Consider the following 12,500-nt stretch of genomic DNA (forward strand, 5'->3'; position numbering starts at 1 on the left):
TTGGACCTCCTTATATGGAAAATCCGGAATGGAAACCCATCCGAAAGTTTTTATATCAAGATGAAAATTCCCCCAAAGGGATCTCATTCAAACAATTTTTATACTATCTATTTATGAAAGGGGCTCACGCAAGTGATATTAACCCACATTTCACACAACAATATATAGCTGGTGAAGAAGAATATGTGACCAATTATATATACTTAGAAAACTTCGATCAGGAAATGAAAGAATTAGAAAAGCGTTTCGAATTAAAAACCGCACCAATAAATGAGTTCTCAACATCATGGCATCATCAAACTCCCGCCATGATTTATAAAGGGAATTTTAGCGAAGCTGATATTACTGATCCTTTATTTCCCCGTCATCCAACTTTTGAAAGCTTTTATGATACTGAATGTATACAACTTGTTCAAACAATATTTCAAAATGATTTCGACACATATAAATACAGCAAAGAATATCCATACTAATTTTAGTCTATTATCTTTGCTAAATAAAAAAGATACCTCATATATAAGGTATCTTTTTAACATTTCAATTATATAAATCATACTGTTTAACAGTCTCTATTCTCCACCTTATTACCTTTTAATAGATTACATAACTTTTGCTTATCCGCCCATCCTACTCCGATTAAAACTAAACTCGCTCCCATTATTACCCTCCATGTCAGAGACTCATTTAATAGAATAATTGAAGTAGCGATACTTATTAATGGTAATGCATTTAAATATAATCCGCTTACTGATGCTGAAACTCTCTCTAGCGCTTTATTCCAAAACCAATATGCTAAAATTGTTGCTCCAATAACAAGGTATATTACACTAAGTCCCGTTTTCCAAGTTTCAATCTTTGGTAAACCGTAATAAAGAATTTCTACCAGTGCAAACGGTAATAGAATAACAGCTCCGATAATTAAAGTTAATGTTGTAAAAACCTCGTTTGATAAATACTATTCTTGTTTTGGTTGTTTTAGCAAAACCGTGTAGAAAGCAAATAGAAAAGTACTTAATAATATCAGTATATCTCCTATTAAAGACACTTCTTGATCAGCACTTTTAGATGGAATCGTAATAAAGAGTACTCCTATAGTACCCAATATAATCCCTATCCAATAATTCAATCGAATTTTCTCTTTCAAGAAGAATGCTGAAAAAAGAATTGTAACTAATGGTAATGCAGCATCTATGATACTAACATGTAATCCACTTGTTAAAGAAATACCATACGATGTGAACATGAAATACCCAGCTACACCGGTAAAGGCTAACAAACTCATTCTTTGCCATGGAACTTTTTTATGTACAACTGATTTTTGTAGTTGCTTAAATGAAAATAGCATACAAATTCCACCTGCAAAGAAAAGACGAATAAACAACAAAGTAAACGGCTGAATAGATTCTAACACCCATTTTGTTGGTGCAATAGCTGTCCCCCATAATATAACAGCCACTAATAACATGCATATTTCTTTCATAATCCCCCACACCCATCAAAAATATATGTTAACTACCTTAATTATAGATTTTTTCTTATGTAAAATCCTTTAAAAACACAAAAGGTTATGTAAGATTACAAATATTCTTTTTACATCTCGATTATATTTTCACAAAAGGTAATTCTTACCTTTATATTTCAAGCAATAAAAATAAACACAAAAAAACCTAAGTCGAAACGACTTAGGTTTTTGCTTGGCGACGTCCTACTCTCACAGGGACAAGGTCCCAACTACCATCGGCGCTAGAGAGCTTAACTTCCGTGTTCGGTATGGGAACGGGTGTGACCTCTCTGCCATCATCACCAAACTATGAAGGCATATTCCTTCAAAACTAGATAACATTTGCTACATATTATATGGTTAAGTCCTCGATCTATTAGTATTCGTCAGCTCCACATGTCACCATGCTTCCACCTCGAACCTATCAACCTGATCATCTTTCAGGGATCTTACTAGCTTACGCTATGGGAAATCTCATCTTGAGGGGGGCTTCATGCTTAGATGCTTTCAGCACTTATCCCTTCCGCACATAGCTACCCAGCTATGCCCTTGGCAGAACAACTGGTACACCAGCGGTGCGTCCATCCCGGTCCTCTCGTACTAAGGACAGCTCCTCTCAAATTTCCTACGCCCACGACGGATAGGGACCGAACTGTCTCACGACGTTCTGAACCCAGCTCGCGTACCGCTTTAATGGGCGAACAGCCCAACCCTTGGGACCGACTACAGCCCCAGGATGCGATGAGCCGACATCGAGGTGCCAAACCTCCCCGTCGATGTGGACTCTTGGGGGAGATAAGCCTGTTATCCCCGGGGTAGCTTTTATCCGTTGAGCGATGGCCCTTCCATGCGGAACCACCGGATCACTAAGCCCGACTTTCGTCCCTGCTCGACTTGTAGGTCTCGCAGTCAAGCTCCCTTATGCCTTTGCACTCTACGAATGATTTCCAACCATTCTGAGGGAACCTTTGGGCGCCTCCGTTACACTTTAGGAGGCGACCGCCCCAGTCAAACTGCCCACCTGACACTGTCTCCCGGGTCGATAAGACCCGTAGGTTAGAATTTCAATACAGTCAGGGCGGTATCCCACCAGCGCCTCCACCGAAGCTAGCGCTCCGGTTTCAATGGCTCCCGCCTATCCTGTACAAACTGTACCAAAATTCAATATCAGGCTACAGTAAAGCTCCACGGGGTCTTTCCGTCCTGTCGCGGGTAACCTGCATCTTCACAGGTACTATAATTTCACCGAGTCTCTGGTTGAGACAGTGCCCAAATCGTTACACCTTTCGTGCGGGTCGGAACTTACCCGACAAGGAATTTCGCTACCTTAGGACCGTTATAGTTACGGCCGCCGTTTACTGGGGCTTCAGTTCAGAGCTTCGCTTACGCTAACCCCTCTCCTTAACCTTCCAGCACCGGGCAGGTGTCACCCCCTATACTTCGCCTTACGGCTTCGCAGAGAGCTGTGTTTTTGCTAAACAGTCGCTTGGGCCTATTCACTGCGGCTTTCCGTTAAGAAAGCACCCCTTCTCCCGAAGTTACGGGGTCATTTTGCCGAGTTCCTTAACCAGAGTTCTCTCGCACACCTTAGGATTCTCTCCTCGCCTACCTGTGTCGGTTTGCGGTACAGGCACCTTTTATCTCGCTAGAAGCTTTTCTTGGCAGCGGGGAATCAAAGACTTCGCTCCATAAGGAGCTTCCCCATCACAGCTCAGCCTTCACGATAAGCGGATTTGCCTACTTATCAGCCTAACTGCTTGGACGTGCACAACCAATCGCACGCTTCTTCTATCCTTCTGCGTCCCTCCATTGCTCAAACGATAAAGAGGTGGTACAGGAATATCAACCTGTTGTCCATCGCCTACGCCTGTCGGCCTCGGCTTAGGTCCTGACTAACCCTGAGCGGACGAGCCTTCCTCAGGAAACCTTAGGCATTCGGTGGACGGGATTCTCACCCGTCTTTCGCTACTCATACCGGCATTCTCACTTCTAAGCGCTCCACCAGTCCTTCCGGTCTGACTTCACTGCACTTAGAACGCTCCCCTACCACTGATACCATTGGTATCAATTCGCAGCTTCGGTGGTGTATTTAGCCCCGGTACATTTTCGGCGCAGAGTCACTCGACTAGTGAGCTATTACGCACTCTTTAAATGGTGGCTGCTTCTAAGCCAACATCCTAGTTGTCTAAGCAACTCCACATCCTTTTCCACTTAATACACACTTTGGGACCTTAGCTGGCGATCTGGGCTGTTTCCCTCTTGACTACGGATCTTATCACTCGCAGTCTGACTCCTAAGGATAAGTCATTGGCATTCGGAGTTTGACTGAATTCGGTAATCCGATGAGGACCCCTAGTTCAATCAGTGCTCTACCTCCAAGACTCTTACACTTAAGGCTAGCCCTAAAGCTATTTCGGGGAGAACCAGCTATCTCCAGGTTCGATTGGAATTTCTCCGCTACCCACACCTCATCCCCGCACTTTTCAACGTGCGTGGGTTCGGGCCTCCATTCAGTGTTACCTGAACTTCACCCTGGACATGGGTAGATCACCTGGTTTCGGGTCTACGACCACGTACTAAACGCCCTATTCAGACTCGCTTTCGCTGCGGCTCCGCCTCTTCAGCTTAACCTCGCACGGGATCGTAACTCGCCGGTTCATTCTACAAAAGGCACGCCATCACCCATTAACGGGCTCTGACTATTTGTAGGCACACGGTTTCAGGATCTCTTTCACTCCCCTTCCGGGGTGCTTTTCACCTTTCCCTCACGGTACTGGTTCACTATCGATCACTAGGGAGTATTTAGCCTTGGGAGATGGTCCTCCCAGATTCCGACGGAATTTCACGTGTTCCGCCGTACTCAGGATACATTCAAGAGAGAACGAAGTTTCGACTACGGGGTTGTTACCCTCTACGACGGACCTTTCCAGGTCGCTTCGTCTACCTCGTTCCTTTGTAACTCCGTATAGAATGTCCTACAACCCCAAGAGGCAAGCCTCTTGGTTTGGGCTATGTTCCGTTTCGCTCGCCGCTACTCAGGAAATCGCATTTGCTTTCTCTTCCTCCAGGTACTTAGATGTTTCAGTTCCCTGGGTCTGTCTTCCATACCCTATGTATTCAGGTAAGGATACCATACCATTACGTATAGTGGGTTTCCCCATTCGGAAATCTTCGGATCAAAGCTTACTTACAGCTCCCCGAAGCATATCGGCGTTAGTCCCGTCCTTCATCGACTCCTAGTGTCAAGGCATCCACCGTGCGCCCTTTCTAACTTAACCAAACTAAAATTAAAAAAATATGAGCTACACTGTTATCTAGTTTTCAAAGAACATACATTTATATATGAGAGATAGTTCTCTCAAAACTGAACAAAACGAAACACGGAAACTTATATTGATGAACAGCGTTCATCAATTCTCCATAGAAAGGAGGTGATCCAGCCGCACCTTCCGATACGGCTACCTTGTTACGACTTCACCCCAATCATCTGTCCCACCTTAGGCGGCTGGCTCCAAAAAGGTTACCCCACCGACTTCGGGTGTTACAAACTCTCGTGGTGTGACGGGCGGTGTGTACAAGGCCCGGGAACGTATTCACCGCGGCATGCTGATCCGCGATTACTAGCGATTCCAGCTTCATGTAGGCGAGTTGCAGCCTACAATCCGAACTGAGAACGGTTTTATGAGATTAGCTCCACCTCGCGGTCTTGCAGCTCTTTGTACCGTCCATTGTAGCACGTGTGTAGCCCAGGTCATAAGGGGCATGATGATTTGACGTCATCCCCACCTTCCTCCGGTTTGTCACCGGCAGTCACCTTAGAGTGCCCAACTTAATGATGGCAACTAAGATCAAGGGTTGCGCTCGTTGCGGGACTTAACCCAACATCTCACGACACGAGCTGACGACAACCATGCACCACCTGTCACTCTGCTCCCGAAGGAGAAGCCCTATCTCTAGGGTTTTCAGAGGATGTCAAGACCTGGTAAGGTTCTTCGCGTTGCTTCGAATTAAACCACATGCTCCACCGCTTGTGCGGGCCCCCGTCAATTCCTTTGAGTTTCAGCCTTGCGGCCGTACTCCCCAGGCGGAGTGCTTAATGCGTTAACTTCAGCACTAAAGGGCGGAAACCCTCTAACACTTAGCACTCATCGTTTACGGCGTGGACTACCAGGGTATCTAATCCTGTTTGCTCCCCACGCTTTCGCGCCTCAGTGTCAGTTACAGACCAGAAAGTCGCCTTCGCCACTGGTGTTCCTCCATATCTCTACGCATTTCACCGCTACACATGGAATTCCACTTTCCTCTTCTGCACTCAAGTCTCCCAGTTTCCAATGACCCTCCACGGTTGAGCCGTGGGCTTTCACATCAGACTTAAGAAACCACCTGCGCGCGCTTTACGCCCAATAATTCCGGATAACGCTTGCCACCTACGTATTACCGCGGCTGCTGGCACGTAGTTAGCCGTGGCTTTCTGGTTAGGTACCGTCAAGGTGCCAGCTTATTCAACTAGCACTTGTTCTTCCCTAACAACAGAGTTTTACGACCCGAAAGCCTTCATCACTCACGCGGCGTTGCTCCGTCAGACTTTCGTCCATTGCGGAAGATTCCCTACTGCTGCCTCCCGTAGGAGTCTGGGCCGTGTCTCAGTCCCAGTGTGGCCGATCACCCTCTCAGGTCGGCTACGCATCGTTGCCTTGGTGAGCCGTTACCTCACCAACTAGCTAATGCGACGCGGGTCCATCCATAAGTGACAGCCGAAGCCGCCTTTCAATTTCGAACCATGCAGTTCAAAATGTTATCCGGTATTAGCCCCGGTTTCCCGGAGTTATCCCAGTCTTATGGGCAGGTTACCCACGTGTTACTCACCCGTCCGCCGCTAACTTCTTGAGAGCAAGCTCTCAATCCATTCGCTCGACTTGCATGTATTAGGCACGCCGCCAGCGTTCATCCTGAGCCAGGATCAAACTCTCCAATAAAGTTAGTTTGTCTAGCATCTAAAAATAAAAATTGACGTTTCACGTTGTTTGTTTCGTTCAGTTTTCAAAGAACTACTTGGTCGCTCATTTGCGACTTCCTTATGTTAACATCTTCGTTAGTTAATGTCAACTAAGTTTTTTATTTCGTTTGTCGCTTGCGACGTTAATGTCATCGGCGACTTGTTCTATATTACACTTCATTTGTATAATCGTCAACATCTTTTTATAAAGATATTCAAGTTAATATTTTTATGCTCTTTTAACTAGACACGTCTCTATAGGATTTCATTATCGGAGCACGCTTTCTGCTTCTCTTTAATTTATTCTTCCAAACATATTCGAGTTAATTTGAGCTCTAGACTTAACTCGTGCGGACGTTTCCCTCCAACAAAACTAGCAACCTTATTTTAACAAATACTAGTATATAATTAGAGAGTTGTTGTACTATCAATAAAACTCTATTAGAAGCAGGTGAAAATATGAAAGATATACGTATCCTTTTAGCAGACGACGATAAAGAAATCCGAAATTTATTAAAAATATATTTAGAACGAGAATTATATATGGTAGACACTGCAATCAACGGCGAAGAAGCCTTACATTTATTTAATCAAAATAACTATAACCTCGTTATATTAGATCTTATGATGCCCAAAATAGATGGAATCGAGGTATGTAAAAAGCTTAGATATAAAACTAACGTACCTATATTAATGCTCACCGCTAAAGATCACGAAATTGATAAAATTTTAGGCTTAAGCATTGGTGCTGATGATTACATTATAAAACCTTTCAGCATTCACGAAGTAATTGCACGAGTAAAAGCTCTTATGCGGCGTTTTTTAGTTCTTGGAAGTAGCAATACTGCTCAAGAAAAAACAACTTTATCTTTTAAAGGACTAACTTTCAATCTAAATACATACACAGTTCATACAAATAAAGAAGAAATTAACTTAACCGGAAAAGAACTGGAACTATTAAAATTCTTTACTTCAAACCCAGGACAAGTATTTACAAAAACACAGCTCTTCCAAAATGTGTGGGACGATAATTATATAGAAGATGACAATACCGTTATGGTACATATTCGAAAACTTAGAAAGAAAATAGAAATCGACCCTTCCAATCCAAAATTCATTCAGACTATATGGGGAATTGGTTATAAGTTTGTAGGTGAAAAGCTTGAAGACTGATAAAACCCTCTCCCTTATTACATTACAACTTATCATTTGTGGGATTTTAAACATACAAATGGAACCAAGATTAAAAATGTCTTTATTTATAATCCTTATCTTAATTACAATTTATCTCTTCTTTTCAAGAATACAATTCATTCAACATCGCAAGGCAATGGATACTAAATTAAGTCGTGTACTAAAAGGAAACTTACAAACGAGATTATTCACAAGCAATGACCACTCATTACATAATATCGTTTTTTCAATAAACGAGCTAATAGCTAAATTAGAGCAAGTTCAGATTGAAGCCAAAAGATCCGAGGAATCCAGAAAACAACTTTTGTCTAGTATCTCCCACGATATACGAACACCACTCACCTCCATCATCGGATATATAGATGCTTTAAAAGATGGGGTTGCTGTTTCTGAAATAGAAAAACAAGAATACCTTAAAATACTTTATATGAAATCAAATAACTTAAAGCACCTAGTTGATGAAATATTCAATATGGCGAAGCTAGACGCTAATGAATTTCCACTAAAAGAAGAAGAACTCGACTTTTCTGAAGTTACTAGAGAAGTTTTGATTGAATTTTTACCTGAGCTCTCAAAACATAACATCGAACTGCAAGTTCTCATACCAGAATCTACTTGCCCTATTATCGCAGACCATCTGAGCCTTATGCGGATTATGAGTAATTTAATGAAAAATGCCATTTATTACGGAAAGGATGGAAAAATAGTAGGAGTCGAACTACTAGAAACCGATAGAGAATATGAACTTCATATTTGGGACAAAGGCCCTGGTATTCCAAAGCATGATTTACAAAATGTGTTTGAGCGAATGTACCGAAGCGAACAATCAAGAAACTCCTCGTTTGGTGGTAGTGGTCTCGGGCTCTCTATTTCTAAAGCGCTCGTTGAGAGAAATGGTGGGCATATATGGGTTGAAAGCACTCCATGGAAACGAACTATTTTTGGCTTTTCTATTCCAAAACACAATACTTTTAAGAAATAGTTAAGAAATGATTAATATGCAGTTAAGCCTTCCTTTTTATGATGTAAGTAAGAACTTATAGAAAGCAGGTGTCTCCTATAAATACAATTATAAAAACGACTAACCTTACTAAAGTATATGGCAATCAAAAATCAGTAGATAATTTAAATATTAATGTTCAACAAGAGGAGATTTATGGCTTCATAGGCCGCAACGGTGCTGGTAAAACAACAACCATTCGTATGCTGCTTAGTCTTATAAAGCCTACAAGTGGAACGATTGAAATATTTGGAGAGAACTTATTCCAAAATCAAAAAGATATTTTAAGCAGAATTGGTTCTATAGTTGAAGTTCCAGGATTTTATGAAAACTTAACTGCAAAAGAAAACCTATTAATTAATGCAAAGATAATTGGGGTTCACAAAAAGAATGCTATCGAAGAAGCATTAGAAATAGTAGGCTTGCAGCATGAGACAAAAAAGTTAGTAGGAAAGTATTCTTTAGGAATGAGGCAACGCTTAGGAATTGCACGCGCTCTTCTCCATTATCCCGAGCTACTCATATTAGATGAACCAACTAACGGACTAGACCCTATTGGTATTAAAGAAATGCGAAAACTTATTCATTCTTTAGCTCAAGAAAGAAATATAACCATACTCATTTCTAGTCACATATTAGCCGAGGTAGAACAGTTAGTCGATCGTATCGGAATTATTCATGAAGGAAAGTTACTAGAAGAAGTTTCTCTTGATACGCTACGTAAAGCAAATCGTAAGTACATAGAGTTTCAAGTGAATAATGACAATAAAGCTGTGATGTTATTAGAAAATCATCTTCAAATTTTTGATTATGAAGTACACGATGAAGGGAATATTCGTATTTACTCTCATTTTGGACAACAAGGATACATAAATAGAACATTAGTTCTTAATGGTATTGAAGTATTAAAAATGATGATAAGTGAAGATAGACTAGAAGATTATTTCACCAAGCTAGTTGGAGGTGGAACAATTGGTTAATCTACTCTATACAGAACTCTTAAAATTAAAACGCTCTAATATGTTTTTAATTAGCATTATTGGTGCTGGTGTCGCACCTTTCTTAGTTGTAGTAGCCTCTTATATACATATAAAAACAAAAGAGCCAACTCCGACTATTTGGTTCCATCAATTATTCACTGATGTTAACTTATATACTACTTTAGTTATAGGATTCCCCTTATATGGAGTAGTGGTTGCATATTTGCTTACCCGCGAATATGCAGAAGATACACTAAAAAATTTACTAACTATCCCCGTGTCGCGCATTAGCTTTATTATAAGTAAATTCATCATTCTCTTTCTTTGGATCATGATGCTAACTTTAGTCGCTTGGACACTTACTTTAATATTAGGGCTATTGGGGAATTTCCCTGGTTTTAACATTGCTTTACTTTTAAGTTCTTTCCTAGAATTTTTAATATGTGGTGGACTTCTCTTTCTATTGTCTTCACCTATTGTACTACTAACTCTTGTCATGAAGAGCTATGTACCGCCCATTATATTAACAGTCATTATTACAATGACCAATCTTATGCTCGTAAACTCCAAGCATAAAGATTTATTTCCGTGGACCGCTACTCTAGATATCGCAAATAATGAATTACAACCGACATATCCACCAGAGTATTCTTATATCATCATTGCAGTAACAACAATTTCCGGATTTATTGCAACACTATTCTATTTTAAAAAAGTAGACATTCATTAATTTATAGGAGTGAAACTATGAGCGATATCATTATTGCCTTCATACTCGGTATTGTAGAAGGATTAGCTGAATTTTTACCTATATCTTCTACTGGCCACCTTATATTAGTCGGGCATTTATTAGACTTTGAAGGAGAAAGAGCAAAAACGTTTGAAATTGTTATTCAGCTAGGCGCAATTTTAGCTATTGCAATTTTATATCATAAACGTCTCGTTTCTCTATGTAATATTAAGCCTCTTCTACGGAAAGAGAAAAAATTCAACGCGTTTCATGTATTTCTTGGCGTATTTCCGGCAGTAGTGGCTGGTTTGCTACTACATGATATTATTAAAACATACTTATTTCAGCCATACACTGTTGTGATTGGACTTGTAGCAGGGGCAATTCTTATGATCTTTGCAGAAGTAAAAAAGAAAGAGGCAACCGCCTATTCACTGGACGATTTAACATACCGTCAAGCTTTAACAATTGGATTATTTCAGTGCTTAGCAGTATACCCTGGCTTCTCTAGAGCTGGCTCTACTATCTCTGGAGGTCTATTAGCAAAAGTAAATTATAAAACCGCATCCGAGTTCTCTTTTCTAATAGCTCTTCCTGTAATGGTTGGAGCTACAGGCTTAGACTTACTAAAAAGCTGGGAGTATTTAAGTGTCGATGACATCCCTATGTTTGCGGTAGGATTCATTACCTCTTTTACCGTAGCGATGCTAGCGGTAGTAACTTTTCTAAAGCTTTTAGAGAAGATAGGTTTAAAACCTTTTGCATACTATCGTATTTTGTTGGCTATCTTATTTACGCTTTTCGTATTACTATAGATTCATATAAGTCACATATCATTAAACTGATATTCAATTTTAGAATATCGGTTTTTTATCTATTTCAACTCTAGTACTACTCACTTCAATATGGCATAGTGATAATAAGCTACCATTAATAGTCTGAACGTTCTTTAAGTAACTATATCCTTTATCATAAAATGCAATTGGAAAATTAAAGATTCCATATATATACAGAACATATTTACAAACCATATTCATTCCACATAGTATCTTTTTAATTTGCAACACACTGATACAAATTTCAAATGAGCACAAAGACAGAATAAGTAAATAAATAAATTTCCTAGGAATTATAAAGCGACTAAATTTAATTAGAGTGAGGTGACGATAAAATGAATCAATTAGCACAGACATATTGGAATACTTATTGGGGAAACAACAAAAAACCAGAATCTGTTATAGCTTGGCAATTTGGAGATTCCCCTAATTATCTTGCACAACTAGTAATTGACGGTATTAAAACTGCTACATGCTCCGGTCACATTTTTTATGAATTAGAAAATGAACCGCTACCGACCACTAATGATTATAGTATTATACTTAATAGTAATGATGAACCTGTAGCTATTATTAAGATAATAGAAGTAACTGTAACACCAATGAATGAAGTAAGCGAAGAATTCGCTATCGCTGAAGGCGAAGGAGATCGTACTTATAATTACTGGAGAGACACCCATGTTCGTTTTTTTACAAAGGAACTAAATGAGCTTGGTCTTAATTTCTCTGAAGATATGTTACTCGTCTGTGAGCGTTTTGAACTTGTTGATGTGAACAATAAAGTGAAATTATAAAAAACTGAGATTTACCACCCATTCTTATTTTTATAAAACACAAAAAAGACAAGTCATTCTGACTTGTCTTAAAGTTGCTTGGCGACGTCCTACTCTCACAGGGACAAGGTCCCAACTACCATCGGCGCTAGAGAGCTTAACTTCCGTGTTCGGTATGGGAACGGGTGTGACCTCTCTGCCATCATCACCAAACTATGAAGGCATATTCCTTCAAAACTAGATAACATTTGCTACATATTATATGGTTAAGTCCTCGATCTATTAGTATTCGTCAGCTCCACATGTCACCATGCTTCCACCTCGAACCTATCAACCTGATCATCTTTCAGGGATCTTACTAGCTTACGCTATGGGAAATCTCATCTTGAGGGGGGCTTCATGCTTAGATGCTTTCAGCACTTATCCCTTCCGCACATAGCTACCCAGCTATGCCCTTGGCAGAACAACTGGTACACCAGCGGTGCGTCCA

Annotated in this window: 7 protein-coding genes, 5 rRNA genes and 1 pseudogene (2 of these 13 cut by a window edge); 7 read left to right on the forward strand and 6 right to left on the reverse strand. The window is 40.4% G+C overall.

Annotation, left to right across the window (positions count from 1 at the left end):
• Positions 1 to 473, forward strand: the 3' portion of a protein-coding gene (locus MHI28_RS16250) for a sulfotransferase family 2 domain-containing protein (protein WP_000483044.1). The gene continues 319 nt to the left of window position 1, outside the view; 473 of the gene's 792 nt are visible here — the last part of the coding sequence; its start codon lies off the left edge, out of view; the stop codon is at positions 471 to 473.
• An 86-nt stretch (positions 474 to 559) separates the two neighbouring features.
• On the opposite strand, the pseudogene MHI28_RS16255 reads toward MHI28_RS16250, so the two are convergent.
• The 4 genes and pseudogenes from MHI28_RS16255 to MHI28_RS16270 form a co-directional block, all read right to left on the reverse strand.
• Positions 560 to 1,480 (reverse strand): annotated as a pseudogene (locus MHI28_RS16255) (DMT family transporter).
• Positions 1,481 to 1,692: 212 nt separating this feature from the next.
• A 5S ribosomal RNA gene (gene rrf / locus MHI28_RS16260) occupies positions 1,693 to 1,808 on the reverse strand.
• A gap of 49 nt (positions 1,809 to 1,857) precedes the next feature.
• Positions 1,858 to 4,779: ribosomal RNA gene (locus tag MHI28_RS16265) — 23S ribosomal RNA — on the reverse strand.
• Positions 4,780 to 4,925: 146 nt separating this feature from the next.
• Positions 4,926 to 6,477, reverse strand: a 16S ribosomal RNA gene (locus tag MHI28_RS16270).
• Together the 16S, 23S and 5S rRNA genes form the textbook arrangement of a ribosomal RNA operon.
• A 479-nt stretch (positions 6,478 to 6,956) precedes the next feature.
• Between MHI28_RS16270 and MHI28_RS16275 the strand changes: the two genes are divergently transcribed.
• From MHI28_RS16275 to MHI28_RS16300, 6 genes are all read left to right on the forward strand, one after another.
• Entirely contained in the window at positions 6,957 to 7,670 is a 714-nt protein-coding gene (locus tag MHI28_RS16275) for a response regulator transcription factor (protein WP_098425632.1), read from the forward strand.
• Entirely contained in the window at positions 7,660 to 8,673 is a 1,014-nt protein-coding gene (locus tag MHI28_RS16280) for a sensor histidine kinase (RefSeq protein ID WP_000845349.1), read from the forward strand. Before MHI28_RS16275 ends, MHI28_RS16280 begins: the two co-directional genes overlap by 11 nt.
• 68 nt (positions 8,674 to 8,741) lie before the next feature.
• Entirely contained in the window at positions 8,742 to 9,671 is a 930-nt protein-coding gene (locus MHI28_RS16285) for an ABC transporter ATP-binding protein (protein ID WP_340828080.1), read from the forward strand.
• The gene (locus MHI28_RS16290) at positions 9,664 to 10,401 is read left to right on the forward strand and encodes an ABC transporter permease (RefSeq protein ID WP_000247703.1); all 738 of its coding nucleotides are present in this window, start codon (positions 9,664 to 9,666) and stop codon (positions 10,399 to 10,401) included. The genes MHI28_RS16285 and MHI28_RS16290 overlap by 8 nt, the downstream gene beginning before the upstream one ends.
• 17 nt (positions 10,402 to 10,418) lie before the next feature.
• On the forward strand, positions 10,419 to 11,216 hold the full coding sequence (gene uppP, locus MHI28_RS16295; RefSeq protein WP_001279949.1) for an undecaprenyl-diphosphate phosphatase UppP: 798 nt from the start codon (positions 10,419 to 10,421) through the stop codon (positions 11,214 to 11,216).
• A gap of 356 nt (positions 11,217 to 11,572) precedes the next feature.
• Positions 11,573 to 12,031, forward strand: coding sequence for an ASCH domain-containing protein (locus MHI28_RS16300; RefSeq protein ID WP_001072428.1), 459 nt, complete (start codon positions 11,573 to 11,575; stop codon positions 12,029 to 12,031).
• Between the two features lie 76 nt (positions 12,032 to 12,107).
• Here MHI28_RS16300 and rrf (MHI28_RS16305) read toward each other — a convergent pair.
• Together rrf (MHI28_RS16305) and MHI28_RS16310 are read right to left on the reverse strand one after the other, a co-directional pair.
• Positions 12,108 to 12,223, reverse strand: a 5S ribosomal RNA gene (gene rrf / locus MHI28_RS16305).
• A gap of 49 nt (positions 12,224 to 12,272) precedes the next feature.
• Positions 12,273 to 12,500, reverse strand: a 23S ribosomal RNA gene (locus MHI28_RS16310); it runs 2,694 nt beyond the window's last position.

The sequence above is a fragment of the Bacillus sp. FSL K6-0268 genome (genome assembly GCF_038005425.1).
GTDB classification, from domain to species: domain Bacteria; phylum Bacillota; class Bacilli; order Bacillales; family Bacillaceae_G; genus Bacillus_A; species Bacillus_A thuringiensis_S.